The organism is Sphingobium sp. TomTYG74, assembly GCF_055393875.1.
In genome coordinates this window covers 228,424-247,712 of the sequence record NZ_AP027342.1, presented here as the reverse complement: position 1 = coordinate 247,712, position 19,289 = coordinate 228,424, and the positions used below count along the sequence as shown (strand labels likewise).

Below are 19,289 nucleotides of genomic sequence, written 5' to 3'. Positions count from 1 at the left end.
TCCCTTCAGTTCCAGTTCGCCTGACCGCCGTCCACCGGGATTGTCGCGCCGGTGATGTAGGCGGCATCGTCGCTCGCGAGGAAAAGGACGGCGCGACCGATATCGGCTTGGGGGTCACCGATCCGCCGCATGGGGATGGTGGACAGATAGGCGTCCGGTCCTTCCGGCTTGGCGTCCAGCCAGGCGAGCATGGCGGGTGACCCCGCCAATGGCGCGATATTGTTCACGCGGATGCCGTCTGGTCCCCATTCGGATGCCGCCGCCCGCGTGATTACACCGATCGCCTGTTTCGCGGCCGAATAAGCGGCCGTCCCGCTCGTGTCCCAGTTGACGGCGGTCGAAGAGACGATGTTGATGATCGCCCCGCCGCCGCGCCGCTTCATATGGGGATGAACCGCCTTCATCATGCGGAACGCCGCGAACGGCCCGCTCTCGAAGGTCAGCAAGAGCCCCTCATCATCTATGTCGAGCAGCGGCGCCAGCACTGCCTGCTGCGCATTGTTTACCAGAATGTCGATGCCGCCATGGCGATCGACGGCATAGGCGACGAGGGCATCAATGTCGGCCGCGTTCCTGACGTCGGCGGGGGGAGCCACGTCCGACTGGCCACCCGCAGCCGCTATCTCGGCTTGCACGGCCTCCAGTTTGGCCTTTGTGCGGCCTGCCAGTATGACCAGCGCTCCGCCAGCCGCCAACGCCAGCGCGATACCCCGACCCACGCCCTGCCCGGCTCCGGTGACGATCGCGATCTTGCCCATGATGTTCATAAGTCTGAACCCTTCAATATTGCGCCGACTGCCCGCCATCGATCGGGATGATGGCGCCGTTCACGAAGGATGAGTCGGCGGACAGCAGGAAGGCGACGACCGAAGCGACCTCATCGGGATTGCCCATGCGGCGCATCGGATTATGCGCGACGAACTGCTCGGCGGCTTCCTGCCAGTCATCCGGATTTATCTGGCGCAGCGATGCTTCGACCAATGGCGTCAGGATAGCGCCCGGAGCGACCGCGTTGATGCCGATGCCCATGGTGCCATATTCCAGCGCTGCGTTGCGGGTCAGGCCCACGATCGCATGTTTGCTCGCGGTGTAACCGGCCTGCCGCCCAGCGCCGCGAATACCCAGCGCAGAGGCGGTATTGACGATCCGGCCATGTCCCTGCCTCGCCATCACTTTCAGCACATGTTTCAGGCCCAGCAGGACGCCCTTGGCATTGACCGCCATGATGCGATCGAAAAATTCGGCATCCACATCCTCGGTGGCCACCTGACGGTCTTCGATGCCTGCATTATTGAAGAAACCGTCGACTGTGCCAAAGCGGGCGACGGTCTTTTCCACATAGTTGCGGACCTGATCTTCCTGCGACACATCAGCTTGCACCAGCAGAATGTCCGCCTCCGGGCAAAGCTGCAGGACCACCCGCTTTGTTTCTTCCAGACCCTCCGCCTTCACGTCGACCAACACCAACTGCGCGCCATCCTGCGCACAGCGGATTGCTGCCGCCCGGCCAAGGCCCGAACCCGCGCCAGTGATGATGATGACCTTCCGTTCCAACCTTGCCATTGCCGCCTCTCCTACCGGGCCTTCCCCTATATGCTGAGCATTGCCGCAGCCACCAATACGCGACATATGTCATTTTTATTCCTGTGGCACCGCCCTCGGTGCTGACAGATGTTGCATAAACGATCTAAAGCATATAGTACGCATACGGATTAGATGCGTAAAGAGCAAGGACGGGTGGGGCCTATGCGACGGCTCGGTTCGGCCGCTGAGCGCCGACATATTTCCTAGGTAAGCAAGGAAGAGGGCATGAGTTTTCTAGAAGGCAGAGTGGCGATCGTTACGGGCGGCGGGCGTGGCGTCGGCCGCACCTATGCGCTCAAGCTCGCACAGCATGGGGCGAAGGTCGTGGTCAACGACCTGGGCGGCGACGCAGCGGGCGGCGGGGCTGACACGACCCCGGCGCAGGACGTGGTGAGCGAGATCAAGGCCATGGGCGGCGAGGCCGTCGTCAACGGCGGCGACGTTTCCAACTGGGATAATGCCCGGGAGATGGTCAGCCAGGCCGTTGAAACCTTCGGCCGTCTCGACATCCTCGTAAACAATGCGGGCATCCTGCGCGACCGGATGCTGGTCAACATGACCGAGGAGGAATGGGACATCGTCGTCAAGGTGCACCTGAAAGGCACCTTCGCGCCCACGCATCACGCTGCCAATTACTGGCGCACGGAAAGCAAGGCCGGGCGCCAACCGGACGCCCGTGTCATCAACACGACATCGCACTCGGCCCTGTTCGCCAATATCGGTCAGGCGAACTATGCCGCGGCCAAGGGTGGCATTGCGAGCTTCAGCCAGGTCGCCGCCCGCGAATTGCAGCGGATCGGCGTGACCGTAAACGCCATCGCGCCGCGTGCCGAAACGCGCATGACGGCAGGGTTGCGCGAGTGGACGCCTGAGCAGTTGGAACGCCGCGACCCCGAATGGATCGCCGGTTTCGTCGCCTGGCTCGCCAGCGCTGAGGCAAGTCAGGTGAGCGGCCGCGTGTTCGAAGTCTGGGGATACGGCATCACCGTCGCCGAAAGCTGGCAGCATGGTCCCAGCTGCGAAGCGTCGAAGGACCCGACAGTGCTCGGCGAACGCGTCTCCAAGATCTTGAAATTCGCGCGTTCGAACGCCGGGATCAACCCGGGCGAATGGCTCGATCCCTGATAGCAGGGTGACGGCGGCGGGCCGTCGAACGTCCGCCGCCTCTTTGGATGGGTAAGCTCGCAGGAATATGACAATGTCTCTGGACGCTTTGTTTGAACCGCTGACGATAGGGTCGCTGGAAATCCCGAACCGGGTGGTCATGGCGCCCCTGACTCGTGCCCGTGCGGACGACCGGCACGTGCCGACGCCGCTTCAAGGCGAATATTACGCCCAGCGCGCGGACGCGGGCCTCATCATTTCCGAAGCGACTGCCGTCGATCCGCTGGGCATGGGCTGGTATCGCGCTCCGGGCATTTGGTCCGACGAGATGACGGCAGGCTGGAAAGCCATCACGGAGCGTGTCCATGCGGCGGGCGGGCGCATCTATTGCCAGCTTTGGCACATGGGCCGATTGGTGCTGCCGGATTATATCGGGGGGCAGCAGCCGATTGCTCCATCGCCCATCGCCGGGGAAGGCGAAACGATGGCGCCGCCTCCTGAAGACTATCAGGGCGGTTTCCTGCCGATGAAGGCCTATGTAGTACCGCGCGAAATGACGCAGGCGGATATCGGCCAGCTTGTCGCCGCCTATGGCCGGGGGGCAAGGAACGCGAAGCGCGCAGGCTTCGATGGCGTCGAAATCCACGGCGCCAATGGCTATGTCATCGACCAGTTCCTGCAATCGAAAAGCAACCATCGGCAAGATGGCTATGGCGGCAGCGTGGAAAACCGCGTCAGGCTGTTGCGGGAGGTGATCGAGGCCGTGACGGCAGAGGTCGATCCTGCCCGAGTGGGCCTGCGCGTCAGCCCTACAAGCGAGCGCAAGGGGATGGGCGATGTGGACCCGGGAGCCTTGACTGAGGCGATCGGCCGCCTCGCGCAGCAGAGCGGGCTTGCCTATATCCACTTGATAGAGCCCATCGCGTCAGGCTTCATGGAGAAGCCCGATTATCCGGTCATGGAGCGGCTGCGCGCCGTCTTTTCAGGGACGATCATTCAGAATGGCAGTTTCGACGGCCCCGCTGCGGGCGATGCCATTGCCAAGGGCAAGGCGGATGCCATTTCCTTTGGCCGTCCCTACATTGCCAATCCCGACCTCGTCGCCCGGATAAGGCGCGGCCTTCCGCTTGCGGAAGCGAATTTCGACTATGCCTATGTCGGAGAGGAAAAAGGTTACACGGACTATCCTGCTTTCAGCGCGTCGGAGTGTTCCGTCTGAGAGAGACAAATATCAGGCGCATGGACGCGCACGTCGTCCATGCGCCACCATGCTAAATCGATCATCTTCGGCGTCACGGTAGCGCCGCCCAAGGAGAAAATATCATGTCGACTGAAATCCTGCTGCCCAAGCTCGGCTTTTCGATGAATGAAGGGCTGCTGTCCGAATGGCTCGTGGCCGACGGCGGGGCAGTGACGGCCGGGGAACCGCTATTTGCCCTGGAAAGCGACAAGTCCGCACAGGAAGTGGAAGCACCCGCGTCGGGCACCTTGAAGATTTTCAAGGAAATCGGGGAAACCTATCCTGTGGGCACTGTGCTGGGCGAGATTATCTGACGAATTATTGATAAAAACTGTCATCTCTGGAGAGGCGGCGCAAAGCCGAAAGTCATATGAAACGCACTGACAAGGTCATCATTACCTGCGCCGTCACCGGGTCGATCCATACGCCGAGCATGACCCCCCATCTGCCGATCACCGCTGACCAGATCGCCGCCGAGGCGATCGCCGCAGCAGAGGCAGGGGCCGCGATGGTTCATCTGCATGCCCGCAATCCCGAAACAGGGCAGCCATCACAAGATCCGGAGCTCTTCCGGCAATTCCTCCCGCGCATCAAGCAGTCCACCGACGCCATCGTCAACATCACCACCGGCGGCGGCCTGGGCATGAGCCTGGCTGACCGGCTGGCGCCCGCGAAGATGTTCAGGCCCGAAGTCTGTTCGATGAACATGGGATCGGTGAACTTCAACATTTCCGGGGCCGGAGCGAAGATTTCGGATTGGCAGTATGATTGGGAACTGCCCTATCTGGAGATGACCAAAGACTTCATCCTGTCGAACACCTTCTCCCAGATCGAGCAGGCGATGACGCAATTATCGGATCAGGGCACCCGGTTCGAGTTCGAATGCTATGACGTCGCGCATCTTTACAATCTCGCCCATTTCGTCGACCGCAAGATGGTAGAGCCGCCCTTCTTCATTCAGGGCGTGTTCGGCATATTGGGCGGCATCGGGCCTGATCCTGAGAACGTCATGCACATGAAGACAACGGCCGACAGGCTGTTTGGCGAAGACTTCATCTTTTCCGCGCTCGCCGCAGGAAAGCACCAGATGCGGCTCGTCACCCTGTCCGCGCTGTTGGGCGGATCCGTGCGCGTCGGTCTGGAGGACAGCCTCTATGCCGGCAGGGGCAAGCTGGCGACGTCCAACGCCGAACAGGTGGCGAAGATCCGCCGCATACTGGAAGAACTCAGCCTGACCGTGGCCACGCCGGACGAAGCCCGCGCCCTGATGCAGACAAAGGGTGGAGACGATGTCGCATTCTGACGGTGAAGCGATCGGCGGACTGCTGGCGCAGGGTCTGGCGCTCGCGGAAGGGCCGCCGCTCGACGATAGCGGCCTTATCCTGCCGTCCGATTATCCCAATGTCGCTGCCGCCGTTTCGCCCGACAAGCCAGCCATTATATTTGGCGATCATAGTTGGACTTATGCCCAGTTGGACCGTGGCTGCGATGCGGTCGTCACATTACTTGCGGAGCATGGCGTCAAGCAGGGTGGACGGCTGGCCTATCTGGGCAAGAATAACGACCTTTTCTTCCTGATATTGATCGGCGCCATTCGCGCTGGCGCGGTTCTTGTCCCGGTTAACTGGCGCAATACGGCTCCGGAGACGGCCTATGTGCTGGAAGACAGCGAGGTCAGCCTGGTCATTGCCGATAGCGAGTTCCTTCCGCTGCTCAAGGAAGCGGACAAGCGAGGCCTTCCGACGCTAGTCGTGGATGAGGAGGGACCGCAAGGCCTGCGCAGCCGGATTGTGGCAGCTCAGCCAGCGGCTCGCACGCCGATAGACCCGCATGCGCCCTGCCTGCAACTCTATACGAGTGGCACCACGGGGCGTCCGAAGGGTGTCGTCACATCCCAATATGCGTTCGGCATCCATCGCCATGTTGAGAATGTGTCCGGCTATTTCGCCGATTGGGGGGATGACGAGGTTTTGCTGTCCCCCCTCCCCACCTTTCATATCGGCGGGATGTCCTGGGTATGCACAGCCTTGGTGCGCGGTGCGACCGTCCACATCATCGCGGACACCGCGCCTGCGACCATCCTGGATGCTTGCCTGGAATTTGGCGTTACCCGCACCTTCATCGTGCCGACGCTGGTGCGCGGGCTGATAGCGGAAATGGATGCGCGCAATGTTCGCGTGCCGACGCTGCGGGGCATTCACTATGGTGCCGCGTCGATGGACCCCGGCCTGCTGGAACGATCGGTCGATCGCTTCTCCTGCCACTTCCTGCAATATTACGGCATGACCGAAAACACCGGGACGATGTCGATCCTTGGGCCGCAAGAGCATGACATCCGTCGTCCTCATCTGCTCCGGTCGGTGGGGCGGCCCTCGCCCGGTTTCAGCGTCGCGATCCGCGATCCTCAGGGCCAACTCCTGCCCGTGGACCAGCCAGGCGAAATCTGGGTGAAGTCGCCCAGCCTGCTGATCGAATATTGGAACAATCCGAAGGCAACGTCGGAAGCGTTGATCGACGGCTGGTATCGATCGGGCGACGGGGGAAGGCTGGACAAGGACGGTTATCTGTTCCTGACCGACCGGATCAAGGACATGATCGTATCGGGCGGAGAGAATGTCTATCCTGCCGAGGTCGAGGCCGTGCTGCGCGATCATCCGGCCGTGATGGACTGCGCCGTGTTTGGATTGCCGCATCCCAAATGGGGCGAAGGGGTGACGGCGGCGGTGGAAGTTCGTCCCGGCCATGAACTCGATACGGAAGAGCTCATCGCCTTCGCGCGGCAGTCGCTGGCTGCCTACAAGATTCCGCGACGGATCGAACTTGGCGTTACACTTCCCCGCACAGCGTCGGGGAAGGTCCAGCGCGGACTGATCCGCAAGCAATTCCTGGGCGGGGAATAAGCAGAGCATCGGCGCGCACGGAGGCAATCCGCGCGCGCCGATGCCGCCCCTATGCTTCGCTCACCTGCGCCGAGCAGCGATCGAGTACCACCACATCCCGTTCCGCCGCGACGGCGCGGAAACGCAGCTGGCCGCCGCCCTGCTCGTAAAATTCAAAGCGGATCGTCTCGCCCGGCATGACCGGCTTGCTGAAACGGACGAACATGCCCTTGAAGCGCGCAACGTCATTGTCGCAATAATGCGCCAGCACCGCGCGATTGGCCAAGCCCTTGGTGCACAGGCCATGCAGGATCGGCCGGTCAAACCCCGCCTTTCGTGCAATCGCTGGCTCTGCATGCAACGGATTCCAGTCCCCGCTCAAACGATAGATCAGGGCCTGTCCCGGACGGGTCGTAATTTCCACCACCGCGTCGGGCTTTCCTTCGGGCACCGGATCAGCGGCCGGGATGGCATTGCCGAAACCGCCCTCCCCGCCATTGCCGCGCATGAACAGCGTCGATCGCACGGTCGCCAGATGATCCCCCGTGGCCGTATCATACAGCGCCTTTTCCTGATGGAGCAGCGCGCCGCGTCCTTCACCTTTGTCCTCGACCCCCGCCACGCGATATTCACCCCTTATGGTGCCCGCCGGGGGTAGCGGCTTGTGCATCGTCAGATGCTGCTCGGCATGGAGTATCTTCACCCAGTCGATGCCGAATTCCGGCCGTTGCGCCCAGAAGCCGGGATGACACAGGATGTTCGCAAAGCAGGGCAAGGAACGCAGTTCTTTTTCGTAGACGAACGGCAGCTCTGCCTCATCAAGCGGGTCCAGACCATAGCCCAGCCCCAGCGCATGGAGGATCGTGTCGCGTTTGTCATAGGATTGGACGATGGGCTCAATCGTCAGGTTCCTGATTTTCTCAATGTCCAAGCGTCATCCCTCCAATGGCGTTTCAAGACCACTCAACAGCCCCAGTGGCGTTATATGGTGCGTTATCGTACCATACGCATTATATCTGATTTGACAACCTTTGGTGCGGGGATATAGATTGCAGGCATACGAGTTATTGACGCCTGATATGGAGCTTGCGTGCCGGACTTCATTCCTCCGTTCAGCACCCGCCTGACGAACCGGCAGGTGATACTTTCGCACCGTCCGGCCGCCAGCCCCGTCGCTGCCGATTTCGCCCGCAAAGACGTCAGCATTGCATCGCCCGGCGACGGCCAATTTCTGGTGCGCAACCTCTATCTTGCGGCGGACCCGGTACAGCGCGGTTGGGCGGCCAACGAGGGCCTCACTCCATTGGGTCAGCCGATGCGCGCCCTTGCGGTCGGCGTGGTCGTGGAAAGCCGCGATGATGGCATCAGATCAGGCGATGTGGTCTACGGCTTTTTCGGTTGGCAGGATTACAAGGTCGCGGCACGCGGCGACCTGTTGTCGCACATCCCACATCCGCGCGCGCCGCTTTCGGCATATGCCGGGGTACTTGGCATGCCCGGCGTGACGGCATGGCTCGCCTTGCAAGACATCGCTCCCCCCTATGAGGGCGCGGCCATGCTTGTCTCAACGGCGGCGGGGACAGTGGGCAGTGTCGTGGGCCAGATCGGGCAGCGCGCGGGCGCGTTCGTCGTCGGCCTGACTGGCAGCGATGAGAAGGTGGAAAGCTGCGTTCGCGACTATGGCTATGACGTCGCCTATAATTACAAGTCCGTCGATCTGGCGGCTACCCTTGCGGAGGCTCGCCCCGGCGGCTTCAACATCTATTTCGACAATACCGGCGGCCCGATCCTGGACACGGCGATCCGTGCAATGGCGAGGCACGGGAGGATCGTGCATTGCGGCACCGCCGCCACGCCCAGCTGGAATCCTCCGCCGACCGGCCTTCGCAACGAACGCGAGATATTGATGCGCGCGCTTGTCTGCGGCGGGTTCGTTATCTTCGATCATGTCGCCCGCTTTCCCGAAGCCGTGGAAAAGCTGAGCGACATGGTGCTGAACGGCGACCTGAAGTTTCACGACCATGTCGAACCCGGTATCGACCGGGTCAGCGGAGCCCTGGAGGCGCTTTTTGCGGATAGCAACGCGCCCAAGACGCTGGTCTATATCGGCGAGGATTAACGGGCTTTTGGCCGGTGTTTGGGTTTAGAGCATCGTGCCGTAAATCAGAATCATCCTCTGTTACCGTTCGCCCTGAGCTTGTCGAAGGGCTTTCCTTCTTTTTAGAAAGGGAAGGACTTCGACAAGCTCAGCCCGAACGGGGTTGAGAGATCCTGATAAAAGGCACAATGCTCTAATCGGGCCGCCACTCACCTATGGCAGGCCGCACCGGCTGAACGACGAAATTGCCCGTGAACACGCCTTCCTTGGTGAAAGGGTCGCCTGCGAGCAGCGCGCGGACTGCGGCCTCATCTTCGGCCTCCAACAGGAAGGAGCTGCCTTGAGGGCTTGAGTCCGGCTTGTCTCCATCCAGCATCGCGCCAGCGACTTTCACCGCAGCCCCCTGTTCCAGCCAATAATCCAGATGGCGCTGCCGATGCTCCAGCCGAAGCGGAAGCGCATCCGGCTTGTCGGCGGCCAGAACGATGAAAAACATGAGATTCCAGCCTTCCCGTCGCTGTTTTCAGTCCTCGCCCTCGATCAGACTCGAACCACCCTGCTCTCGCAGGACATCCTTCAAATTCTGCTTCACCTGCAACAGCACGTCCTCGCACACTTCCCGGTTCGCATCCGACACGCCTTCCAAGATGCGGCGGTTCATCGTCGCGGCCAGTTCGATCATGAGGCCGATCACATCGAACCCCTTTTCTGTGATGAACACGCGCTTTGCCCGGCGGTCGTTGGCATCTGCCCTGCGTTCGACATGGCCCGACGCTTCAAGCCGATCTATCAACCCGCCGACGGTCACCTTGCCCACTTCCATCAGCCGGGCGAGATCGACCTGCATCATCCCGTCATTGCCTGCTCGCGACAAGGTGCTGAGCACCGACCATTGCGACCGGGTGATCCCGTAAGGCCGCATCAGCAAGTCCATCACGGTGCGCCGGATACGCGATACGTCATGCACCAGATAGCCGAACGTGAACTGTTTCGCAGAGGGCCGTTTCGGCGTCTTCTTTTTCGGTGCGGCAGCTTTCAGCGTGTTCGTCATTCTCACCATCCAGTTAAAGGCAATTTCGGTGCATCATCTTCGTCCGATGATCTATAATTCGCCCTCTATTGCAATAGCGTATGATAGCGAACCCGATGATCAGCAGGCGTATGATGTTTCATAGCCTCTCTATTCTGACTAACTATGATCTGGCAACCGCCTTCATTTGCCGAACAGGTCGCGGCCGATAATCTGTTTCATCACCTCCGCCGCGCCGCCCGCGATGCGCACGATGCGCGCGTCGATATAGGCCCGTGCGATCGGATATTCGGTCATATAACCATAGCCGCCGAAAAATTGCAGGCATTGGTCCACGACCTTCACATGCAGATTGGTGACGACCAGCTTCACCTTCGCCGCTTCGACGCCGGTCAACTCCCCTGCAAGGAAGCGCTTTATGCACCAATCGGTGAAGGTCCGGGCGGACAGGATTTCGGCCGACAGTTCGGCGAGCACGAATTGCGTGTTCTGAAAATCCGCCAGCGTCTGACCGAACATCTTGCGTTCGGCGGTGTAGGCGACGGTCCATTCCAGCGCAGCTTCCGCGACGCAGATGCTACGCACCGCCTGCGTCAGCCTTTCCTGCGCCAGCTTGCCCATCATGATCCCGAAGCCGCCGCCCTCGCGACCCAGAAGCCTCCAGGATTCCGCGCGCGCGTCCTCCAGGAAAATTTCCGACGTATCCTGGGCTTTTAGGCCGATCTTCTCAAGATTGCGGCCGCGTTTAAAGCCCGCTTGATGCGTGTCGATCGCGATCAGGCTGACGCCCTTGGCGCCTGCCGCCGGATCGGTCTTGCAAGCACAGACCATTATGTCGGCGAGTTGGCCGTTGGAAATATAGACCTTCTGCCCATTCAGCACATAATCATCGCCCTCGCGAATGGCGCGGGTGCGGACTTCCTTTACGTCTGAACCAGCGCCCGGCTCGGTCAATCCAAGCGCGCCGATATACTCACCCGCGACCATGCGGGGCAGAACCTCGCGCTTCAGCTCCTCGGTGCCTGCCGTCAGGATATAGGGCGCGACCATTTCCGAATGCACCATGAAGCCGGGGCCGGTGATGCCCTTCTTCGCCAGTTCTTCGATGACGACGACATTGTAGAGCCAGTCGGCGCCAAAGCCGCCATATTCCTCGGGAATGTTGGGGCAAAGGATGCCCACCTCGCCCGCCCGTTTCCAAACCTCGCGGGGGACGACTTCGTCCTTTTCCCACTGATGATGGTTGGGAACCAGTTCCTCATCCACGAACCGCGCGACCGTTTCGCGAAATTGTTCATGCTCGGCGGAAAAGATGCCGCGTCCGCCTTCGCTGCTGTGCTGCACGTCAACCACGGCGCGCCTCGTGCATTGCCAATGTTCTTTCCGCCTGTTTCAGATGAGGGATGTCCAGCATCTTGCCGTCGAGCCCCAATGTTCCGGCATCCGGGTTGGCGGCGAACAGGTCGACCACCCGCCGGGCGAAATCCACCTCATCGGCGGAAGGCGAAAAGCTCTCGTTGATGATGTCCACCTGCGCTGGATGTATCGCCACGCGGCCGGAAAAGCCTTCCGCCCGCGCGGCCTTGCATGAGGCGCGCAGACCTTCAGGATCACGAAAATCGACGTAGAGCGTGTCCACCGCTTCGCCGCCCGCAGCGTGCGCGCCGAGCAGACAGAGCGAACGCACCATCTTGTAGGTGTGCGTCCATTCGCCATTCGCATCGATGTTGCCGCTGGCGCCGATCGCTGAACTCAGATCCTCCGCCCCCCATGTCAGCCCGTAAAGCCGGTCCAGGCCCGCCGCCGCATAATCGCCCAGTCGGAAGGGCGAGACTGCGGTTTCGGTCGCCACCGGCAGGATGCGGATCGAACCCTGCTCGACACCGGATGCCGCTTCCAGCGCACTCAGATAATGGCTGACCTGCGCCACATCCTCTGGCCCGTTCACCTTGGGCAGCATGATGCCATCGGGCGCGACTGGTACGATCGCGGCCAAGTCTTCCAGAGTCCAGGGGGTGTCCAGCGGATTGACGCGCACCCACAGTTGAGACTTTCGTCCAGCGCGCGGACGTCCCTTGATAAAGGCCGGAACCATCTCCCGCGCTACTGGCTTGCGCGCCACGGCGACAGCGTCTTCCAGGTCCAGGATGAAGGCATCGGCAGCGACGCCATCAACCTTGCCCAGCTTCTTCTCGCTGTCTCCGGGGATGAAGAGGAAGGAACGGATCGGCAACGTCATGACGCGGGCCTCTTCATCTGGAGGCCAGACCGCTTGCACGACGCCACCAGTTCATCCTTCTGATTATAGGCCTTGTGAAGGAATGTAACGATCCCGGCTTCGGGCCGCGACTTTGATTCACGCAGATCGATGACCTCGCTCGTGACATGGATGGTGTCCCCGTGAAACAGCGGATTCGGGAAACGTACCTCATCCCAGCCAAGGTTCGCGACCGCAGTGCCCAGCGTCGTGTCCCCGACCGAAATGCCCACCATCAGGCCAAGCGTGAAGGCCGAATTGACCAGCCGCTGCCCGAAGGGCGTCCCTTTCATATATTCCTCATCCAGGTGCAGCAGCGCCGGATTATGGGTCATGCAGGAAAACAGAACATTGTCTGTTTCGGTGATGGTGCGCCGAATGGGATGGTCAAAGACCATGCCGACTTCAAGCTCGTCAAACCAGACTCCAGGCATCACGCAAGTCCCAGGATAGAGATGGCGGCGATGCCCTGATAGGGAACACCGCCCAGATTGTGGGTCAGCCCGATGGACGGGTTCGACAGCTGCCGCTCCCCTGCCCGGCCCAGCAATTGGCTGTAGACCTCATAGGCCATGCGCAAGCCCGAAGCGCCGATCGGGTGCCCGAAGCATTTGAGACCGCCATCGATCTGACAGGGCATCGCCCCATCGCGGTCGTAGCGCCCGTCCAATATGTCGAAAACCGCCCGGCCATCGTCGGAAAAGCCAAGGTCTTCCATCGTCACCAGTTCGGTGATGGAGAAACAGTCATGCACTTCGCTGAGGTTCACCTGGCGCTTGGGATCGGTGATCCCAGCTTCCTTGTACGCCCGCGCCGCCGCGTTGCGGGTGGTGGCGACATAGCTGCCGTCCCACTCATTGGTCTGGGTCTCGCGGCCGGAACTGGTCGACAATTGCAGCGCCTTGATCGTCACCAGGTCCCTCTTGCCCAGAGCTCGCGCGATTTCCGGCGTGGTGACGATCGCACAGGCCGCGCCATCCGACACGCCCGAACAGTCGAACAGGCCCAGCGGATCGGAGATCATCGGCGCGTTCATGATGGTTTCCATCGGCACGGCCTTCTGGAAATGCGCCTTGGGGCTGTGCACGCCATTCTGGTGGCTTTTCCACGACACATGGCTGATGGCGCGCTTCAAGTCTTCCTTACTGGTGCCATATTTGGCCCGGTAGTAGGGCGCGAGCTGAGCGAAGCCGGCGGGCGCGGAGCCCATCGGCATCCACATGTCATTGAACGTCCCTTTAAAGGCTGGAGGCAGGCCGCCAAAACCCGTGTCCTTCAGCTTTTCCGACCCGATCGCCAGCGCGATATCCACCGCACCCGACGCGACGGCATAAGCGGCTCCGCGCAGCGCTTCGGTTCCGGTCGCGCACATATTTTCGACGCGGCTCACGGGAATGCCTTCAAGCCGCAGCGCCATCGCGGCGGGAATGGAGCTGTTGCCGACATTGACGCTATCGCCCCAGCAACCGAACCATGCCGCCTCGATCTGGTTACGCTCGATCCCTGCATCGGCGAGCGCTTCCTCGAACGCCTCCTTCATCAGGTCGGGCGACCCCATGTCCCATCGTTCGCCGAATTTGGAGCAGCCCATGCCCAGAAGGGCCACCTTGTCCTTGATACCCGTCGCCATGTCGCGAACTCCTCAGGCCGCGCTCAGCGGCGTCGATTTCCAGAAGTAGCGGTTATATCCCCGCTGGCGGTCCTTCTCCTTGATGCGGAAGACCATGCGGGCCTGATCGCCCGTTTCGATCCCATCCGGGCCGATATCGACCATCTCCATCAGGACGCGCGCACCATTGTCGAACTTGACGAAGCCGACCCACAGCGGTGGTGAAGGATGATAGGACAGCCAGTCAGCGGTTGACGTCAGGACTTCCGCAGTCTCGTTCCGTAAGGGAACGTCAGTGAACTGCTCCCCCGGGGCGTGACATTGCACGCAATATTGCATCTGGGGGAACTGAACCGCGCCGCAATTGCCGCATTTACCGGCGTTAAAACCTTCGAGTTGGTCGGCGGAGCGATACTGTTCGGTCAGAGCCGTTTTGGCGCTCTTCTCCGAACGCATGCCCCATTCATTTTCGATCCCGCCATAGAATGACAGCATCCGCAGATAGCTGTCCGTTCGCAAGGCATCCGCGATGGAGCCCGCGACGCCCCGCGCAGGGCGGACGGATGCGATTGCCTCTGTCGCCTGGAATATCAGGACATCAGCACCCTGACCGAAACCGACCAGCAAGATCCGATCGCCCGGCTGCGCCTTTTCCAACGTCGCGGAGAGCATCAGCAGCGCATGGGCCGCACCGGCATAACCGACGCCGTCGTCCAACGCCCCGGCTACAGCGCCTCCAAACTTCAGCTTCTTGGCCACCATATCCGCCGCACCCTTCAGATAGGAGGGCATGACGAAATGCTGAATGTCGCCGATGGAGAGTTGCGCTTGATCCAGTGCCGCCCTGACAGCTTGGGGCACGATCTTCGCATAACCTTCGTCGCGGACCCACCTTTCTTCCCAGCCATAGTCGCTCTGGGCGTTCGCCGACCGGAAATGATCGACGAAAACTTCGGTGAGAGACGCTGATCCGATCAGCCGGGCCACGACATCGCGGTCTGAAATCACAAAGGCCGCCGCCCCTGCCCCAAAGCTCATTTCCTGCGTACTGGCGGGTTTCGCGAAGGGATTGTCGGATGCCACCACAAGCGTTGCTTCCACGCCCTTGAGCGCCTGCAGCAAGGCAGAGGTTCCCGCCCGCTGCGACCCAGCAGCGTCGGACGTAGCGACGCTTGCCGGGGCGCCGATCGCCCGTGCCATGATCGCTGCATTCTGAAGGTCGGCATAAGGCAGGCTGGTCGATGCCAGCCGTACGGCCTTTACATCATCAAGGCTGGTATCCGCCAAGGCATCGCGGGCAGCTTCGACGCCCATAGTGATGGCGTCTTCATCCCAACTGGTGAACGCCCTGCTGCCTTTCGCCTGCCCCCGCAGGCTCGGCGCCATCCAGCCATGCGCTTCTGCTATCAAGGAACGATCCAGCCGAAGCCGGGGAACATAGGCGCCATAGCGCGAAATGCCGAGTTGAGTCATTCACCTCACCTGCTCAAGGACGCGGCACTCCGCCGCCTGCCGTCGCTCACCGTGACGGCCATATTCAGCCGAAGACTCATTTAGTTCGCTAGATTACGTTACGCAAGGGTCTTATTCGATGCCGCCGGCTTTACGGCAGGAGGTTCGTGTTATATATGACCGTATGCTTGCATACTTATGGAGAGATGCATGAAGATCCTTGTGCCCGTGAAGCGGGTCATTGACTATAATGTGAAGCCGCGCGTGAAGGCGGATGGGACGGGCGTCGATCTGGCGAACGTCAAGATGAGCATGAACCCGTTCGACGAGATCGCGGTCGAGGAAGCCATCCGCCTGAAGGAAAAAGGCGTGGCGACCGAGGTCGTGGCGGTGTCGATCGGCGTTGCCAAGGCGCAGGAAACGCTGCGCACGGCGCTGGCCATGGGTGCGGACCGTGCGATCCTGATCCAGACCGATGACGAAGCCGAACCGCTGGGCGTCGCCAAGCTGCTCGCCAAGGTGCAGGAAGAGGAAGGCGCTGGCCTGATCATCCTGGGCAAGCAGGCGATCGACGACGACAGCAACCAGACCGGCCAGATGCTCGCCGCGCTGCTCAATCTGCCGCAGGGCACCTTTGCATCGAAGGTCGAGGTTGAGGGTGACAAGGTCAGTGTGACCCGCGAAGTCGATGGCGGCCTGGAAACGGTGAAGCTGAACGTCCCCGCGATCGTCACCACCGACCTGCGCCTGAACGAACCGCGCTATGCTTCGCTGCCCAACATCATGAAGGCGAAGAGCAAACCGCTCGCGAACAAGACGCCCGCTGATTATGGCGTGGACATTTCGCCGCGTCTGGAGACGCTGAAGGTCACCGAGCCCGCCAAGCGTTCGGCTGGCGTCAAGGTCGCCGATGTCGATGAACTGGTCGCGAAGCTCAAGGCTCTGGGAGTTGCAGCATGAAGACTCTGGTATGGGTTGAACATGAGGGCGGCGCCGTCAAGGACGCGACCCTTTCCGCCGTCACCGCCGCTGCAAAGCTGGGTGAAGTGCATCTGCTGGTCGCTGGCGCTGGCGTCGGCGGCGTGGGTGAAGCTGCTGCGAAGATCGCTGGCGTGGGCAAGGTCCATGTCGCCGACGACGCGGCCTTTGGTCATGCGCTGGCCGAGAATGTCGCGCCGCTGGTCGTCGAACTGATGGGCAGCCATGACGCGTTCGTCGCGCCAGCCACCAGCAACGGCAAGAATATCGCGCCGCGCATCGCGGCTCTGCTGGACGTGATGCAGATCAGCGACATCCTGTCGGTCGAAAGCGAAGACACGTTCACGCGTCCGATCTATGCCGGCAACGCGATTGCGACCGTCAAGTCGAAGGATGCGAAGAAGGTCATCACCGTTCGTGGCACCGCTTTTGAGAAGGCGGCGCGCGAGGGAGGTTCGGGCGCGGTGGAAGCCGTGACTTCGACGGGCGACAAGGGGCTGTCGAGCTTCGTCGGCGCCGAGATCGCCAAGCAGGAGCGTCCGGAACTGACCTCGGCCAAGATCATCGTGTCGGGTGGTCGCGCGCTGAAGGATGGGCCGACCTTTGAAGAGGTGATCTATCCGCTCGCCGACAAGCTGGGCGCGGCGGTTGGTGCTTCGCGTGCTGCTGTTGACGCGGGCTATGTGCCCAACGACTATCAGGTTGGCCAGACTGGCAAGATCGTGGCTCCGGAAGTCTACATCGCGGTCGGTATTTCCGGCGCGATCCAGCATCTGGCGGGCATGAAGGACAGCAAGACCATCATCGCCATCAACAAGGACGAGGATGCGCCGATCTTTCAGGTCGCGGACATCGGCCTGGTCGGTGATCTGTTCAAGGTTGTGCCGGAGTTAAACCAGAAGCTTTGAAGCTTCCTTTCTACACCTCGCGGGTGAGCCCTCGATCCTGCGACGAGGGCTCCCATCCGGCCATCGGGGGCAAGCATCGAAACGACTGCCTTGCCTTAGGGCCGATCGACATTCAGGAGATGGCGAGCCGAGCCGAAGGCCACCGAAGGTAAAATGGTGGTTTTCCGTGACCCTTGAAGCGAGTCACGCGCCTCGCTTCAACGCAGCGTACTCAAAGTACGTGAGCACCGGAAGCGCGGAGAACCGCCATTTGCAGGCCGCCAGAACTGAATGTCGATCGGACCTAGCCTTGCCCCTCAAATTCCTCCATCATCGCCTGACGGATCAGATACTTCTGCACCTTTCCAGTCACCGTGGTCGGGAAGGCGTCAACGATCCGTATGAACCGGGGTATTTTATAGTGGGATATCTGGTCCACACAAAATGCCCTGACCTCATCTTCGGCCAGTTTTCCGTCGGCGCGTAACGTTATCCACGCACAGACTTCCTCCCCCATATGATCGTCCGGCACGCCCACGACGGAGACATCCTCGACGGCGGGGTGCCCCCGCAGAAAATCCTCGATTTCGCGCGGGTAGATATTCTCCCCCCCACGAATGATCATGTCCTTTATCCGGCCTACGATGCTCCCATAGCCAGCGTCGTCCAGGACGGCCAGATCGCCGCTGTGCATCCAGCCGTCTGAATCGATGGCGGCCGCCGTCTGCACGGGATCGTTCCAATATCCCATCATGACGGAATAACCTTTGGTGCATAATTCTCCCGGCGTTCCGCGCGGGACGATCGCGCCGTCGGCATCGACGATCTTGCATTCGAGATGCGGTTGGATCTGGCCGATGGTGGTGGTTCGACGTTCGATCGAATCTCCAGGCACGGTCTGGAAACTGACGGGGCTGGTCTCCGTCATCCCATAGGCGATCGTCACATTTCGCATGTTGAGGCGATCCACAACGTCCCGCATCAATGGCTCCGGACAAAGCGCCCCGGCCATGCACCCAGTGCGCAATGAGGACGTATCGGTCGCATCCGTCTCGAGCCGTGCCAGAACCGCAATGAACATCGTCGGAACGCCATATAGGGCGGTACAGCGTTCCTCCGTCACCGTGCGCAGCACCGCCGCAGGATCGAAGGCGCTCGATGGATAGATCATGGCCGATCCATGCGTGATGGCGGCAAGGTTTCCCATAACCATCCCGAAACAATGGTATAGCGGCACAGGTATACAAATGCGGTCGCCGGGGGTCAGACCCATGGCGCTGCCGACAAAATAACCGTTGTTAAGGATGCCGCGATGGCTGAGCGTAGCGCCCTTCGGCAAACCTGTAGTGCCGCTGGTGAACTGAATGTTCACGGCGTCCTCCGCTCGAATTTGCGGCTCAATCGAACGCAGATGATCCAGAGACGGAGCCGACGATAGCAGGTCATCAAAGCGCAGCCAGCCCGGACGCGGCTGTTCACTGATAAGGATGGCCGCCTTGAGCGTCGGCAGCCGCTTTGCTTCCAACTGCCCCGGTACGCAGCGGGGCAGCTCCGGAGCGAGCGTCTCGATCATGTCGGCATAGGCACTGGTCTTGAACCGTTCGGCTGCAACCAGCGCCCGCAGGCCGACATTGTTGATCGTATATTCGACTTCCGACAATCGATAGGCGGGATTGATGGTCACCAGGATCAGACCGGCACGGGCGGCTGCGAACTGGGTCAAGGTCCATTCCGCGCAGTTGGGCGACCAGATGCCGATGCGGTCCCCTGGCCGCAAGCCCAGCTCCAACAGTCCAGCAGCTAGCTTATCGGCAAGAGCAAGTAGATCGTCATAGGTCCAGCGGATGTTCTGTTCCACCGAAACCAAAGCATCGCGATCACCCCACCGAGCGGCAGCGTCCGCCAGAGCCTGTCCTATCGTCAAATCCAGAAGCGGGGGATCCGTTCTACCCCGGACGTAGCTGAGAGCGCTCACTTTCCACATCCCCTCAGGGCCACTGGCATACTCCTCTCGAATATTGGCTGCGGTTCCGCAGCGACAAATTGCATAAGCACCTGATTGTCGCGGACAGCGTCGCCTCTGCAAGTATGCTACTGTTAGGCACTTGCCTGTGAGCCGCCTCACCTTTCCGTTGCTTTGCGACTAAAGTCAGGCAATGTTCCTGAGCCGG

General features: G+C 61.0%; 19 protein-coding genes. 8 read left to right on the top strand and 11 right to left on the bottom strand.

Translation table 11 applies throughout. The annotated features are described in order from the left end of the window. Nucleotides 1-5: 5 nt before the first annotated feature. Complete coding sequence (locus ACZ5TB_RS14270; protein WP_464793087.1) at nucleotides 6-767, bottom strand: SDR family NAD(P)-dependent oxidoreductase; 762 nt, start codon at nucleotides 765-767, stop codon at nucleotides 6-8. 13 nt (nucleotides 768-780) lie between these two features. Continuing rightward, a complete protein-coding gene (locus ACZ5TB_RS14265; RefSeq protein ID WP_464793086.1) occupies nucleotides 781-1,563 on the bottom strand; it encodes a glucose 1-dehydrogenase in 783 nt (260 codons plus the stop codon). A 246-nt stretch (nucleotides 1,564-1,809) separates the two neighbouring features. On the opposite strand from ACZ5TB_RS14265, the gene ACZ5TB_RS14260 reads away from it, so the two are divergent. The 5 genes from ACZ5TB_RS14260 to ACZ5TB_RS14240 all read left to right on the top strand — a co-directional run bounded on the left by ACZ5TB_RS14260 (nucleotide 1,810) and on the right by ACZ5TB_RS14240 (nucleotide 6,828). After that, nucleotides 1,810-2,709 (top strand): SDR family NAD(P)-dependent oxidoreductase, encoded by a 900-nt coding sequence (locus tag ACZ5TB_RS14260; RefSeq protein ID WP_464793085.1) that lies wholly within the window; start codon nucleotides 1,810-1,812, stop codon nucleotides 2,707-2,709. 79 nt (nucleotides 2,710-2,788) lie between these two features. Beyond that, a complete protein-coding gene (locus ACZ5TB_RS14255; protein ID WP_464793257.1) occupies nucleotides 2,789-3,907 on the top strand; it encodes an alkene reductase in 1,119 nt (372 codons plus the stop codon). Between the two features lie 104 nt (nucleotides 3,908-4,011). Further along, nucleotides 4,012-4,242 (top strand): biotin/lipoyl-containing protein, encoded by a 231-nt coding sequence (locus ACZ5TB_RS14250; RefSeq protein WP_464793084.1) that lies wholly within the window; start codon nucleotides 4,012-4,014, stop codon nucleotides 4,240-4,242. Nucleotides 4,243-4,298: 56 nt separating this feature from the next. Continuing rightward, the gene (gene kce / locus ACZ5TB_RS14245; protein WP_464793083.1) at nucleotides 4,299-5,231 is read left to right on the top strand and encodes a 3,5-dioxohexanoate:acetyl-CoA acetone transferase; all 933 of its coding nucleotides are present in this window, start codon (nucleotides 4,299-4,301) and stop codon (nucleotides 5,229-5,231) included. Further along, nucleotides 5,218-6,828 carry a class I adenylate-forming enzyme family protein gene (locus ACZ5TB_RS14240; RefSeq protein ID WP_464793082.1) on the top strand — a complete coding sequence of 537 codons (1,611 nt, stop codon included), beginning with the start codon at nucleotides 5,218-5,220 and terminating at the stop codon, nucleotides 6,826-6,828. The genes kce and ACZ5TB_RS14240 overlap by 14 nt, the downstream gene beginning before the upstream one ends. A 49-nt stretch (nucleotides 6,829-6,877) precedes the next feature. Here ACZ5TB_RS14240 and ACZ5TB_RS14235 read toward each other — a convergent pair whose 3' ends face one another. Further along, nucleotides 6,878-7,738 (bottom strand): MaoC/PaaZ C-terminal domain-containing protein, encoded by an 861-nt coding sequence (locus tag ACZ5TB_RS14235; protein ID WP_464780431.1) that lies wholly within the window; start codon nucleotides 7,736-7,738, stop codon nucleotides 6,878-6,880. A gap of 159 nt (nucleotides 7,739-7,897) precedes the next feature. Here ACZ5TB_RS14235 and ACZ5TB_RS14230 point away from each other — a divergent pair, with 159 nt between their 5' ends. Then, nucleotides 7,898-8,926, top strand: coding sequence for a zinc-binding dehydrogenase (locus ACZ5TB_RS14230; protein WP_464780432.1), 1,029 nt, complete (start codon nucleotides 7,898-7,900; stop codon nucleotides 8,924-8,926). 172 nt (nucleotides 8,927-9,098) lie between these two features. Here ACZ5TB_RS14230 and ACZ5TB_RS14225 read toward each other — a convergent pair whose 3' ends face one another. From ACZ5TB_RS14225 to ACZ5TB_RS14195, 7 genes are all read right to left on the bottom strand, one after another. Next, nucleotides 9,099-9,401, bottom strand: a complete 303-nt coding sequence (locus ACZ5TB_RS14225) for a YciI family protein (protein ID WP_464793081.1) — start codon at nucleotides 9,399-9,401, stop codon at nucleotides 9,099-9,101. Between the two features lie 27 nt (nucleotides 9,402-9,428). Then, nucleotides 9,429-9,956: a MarR family winged helix-turn-helix transcriptional regulator gene (locus ACZ5TB_RS14220; protein WP_464793080.1), complete on the bottom strand. Its 528-nt coding sequence runs from the start codon at nucleotides 9,954-9,956 to the stop codon at nucleotides 9,429-9,431. A gap of 162 nt (nucleotides 9,957-10,118) precedes the next feature. Beyond that, on the bottom strand, nucleotides 10,119-11,279 hold the full coding sequence (locus tag ACZ5TB_RS14215) for an acyl-CoA dehydrogenase family protein (protein WP_464793256.1): 1,161 nt from the start codon (nucleotides 11,277-11,279) through the stop codon (nucleotides 10,119-10,121). 1 nt (nucleotide 11,280) lies between these two features. After that, a complete protein-coding gene (locus tag ACZ5TB_RS14210) occupies nucleotides 11,281-12,174 on the bottom strand; it encodes an HpcH/HpaI aldolase/citrate lyase family protein (protein ID WP_464780435.1) in 894 nt (297 codons plus the stop codon). Next, nucleotides 12,171-12,626, bottom strand: coding sequence for a MaoC family dehydratase (locus ACZ5TB_RS14205; RefSeq protein WP_464780436.1), 456 nt, complete (start codon nucleotides 12,624-12,626; stop codon nucleotides 12,171-12,173). The genes ACZ5TB_RS14210 and ACZ5TB_RS14205 overlap by 4 nt, the downstream gene beginning before the upstream one ends. Then, nucleotides 12,626-13,822 carry an acetyl-CoA acetyltransferase gene (locus ACZ5TB_RS14200; RefSeq protein ID WP_464780437.1) on the bottom strand — a complete coding sequence of 399 codons (1,197 nt, stop codon included), beginning with the start codon at nucleotides 13,820-13,822 and terminating at the stop codon, nucleotides 12,626-12,628. The genes ACZ5TB_RS14205 and ACZ5TB_RS14200 overlap by 1 nt, the downstream gene beginning before the upstream one ends. 12 nt (nucleotides 13,823-13,834) lie before the next feature. Continuing rightward, the gene (locus tag ACZ5TB_RS14195; protein ID WP_464793079.1) at nucleotides 13,835-15,274 is read right to left on the bottom strand and encodes a hydroxymethylglutaryl-CoA synthase family protein; all 1,440 of its coding nucleotides are present in this window, start codon (nucleotides 15,272-15,274) and stop codon (nucleotides 13,835-13,837) included. 189 nt (nucleotides 15,275-15,463) lie between these two features. Here ACZ5TB_RS14195 and ACZ5TB_RS14190 point away from each other — a divergent pair, with 189 nt between their 5' ends. Together ACZ5TB_RS14190 and ACZ5TB_RS14185 are read left to right on the top strand one after the other, a co-directional pair. Continuing rightward, nucleotides 15,464-16,213 (top strand): electron transfer flavoprotein subunit beta/FixA family protein, encoded by a 750-nt coding sequence (locus tag ACZ5TB_RS14190; protein WP_464793078.1) that lies wholly within the window; start codon nucleotides 15,464-15,466, stop codon nucleotides 16,211-16,213. Beyond that, entirely contained in the window at nucleotides 16,210-17,139 is a 930-nt protein-coding gene (locus ACZ5TB_RS14185) for an electron transfer flavoprotein subunit alpha/FixB family protein (RefSeq protein ID WP_464793077.1), read from the top strand. Before ACZ5TB_RS14190 ends, ACZ5TB_RS14185 begins: the two co-directional genes overlap by 4 nt. A 283-nt stretch (nucleotides 17,140-17,422) precedes the next feature. Here the strand turns inward: ACZ5TB_RS14185 and ACZ5TB_RS14180 are convergent, their stop codons facing one another. Next, the gene (locus tag ACZ5TB_RS14180; RefSeq protein ID WP_464780441.1) at nucleotides 17,423-19,102 is read right to left on the bottom strand and encodes an AMP-binding protein; all 1,680 of its coding nucleotides are present in this window, start codon (nucleotides 19,100-19,102) and stop codon (nucleotides 17,423-17,425) included. Between the last annotated feature and the right edge of the window lie 187 nt (nucleotides 19,103-19,289).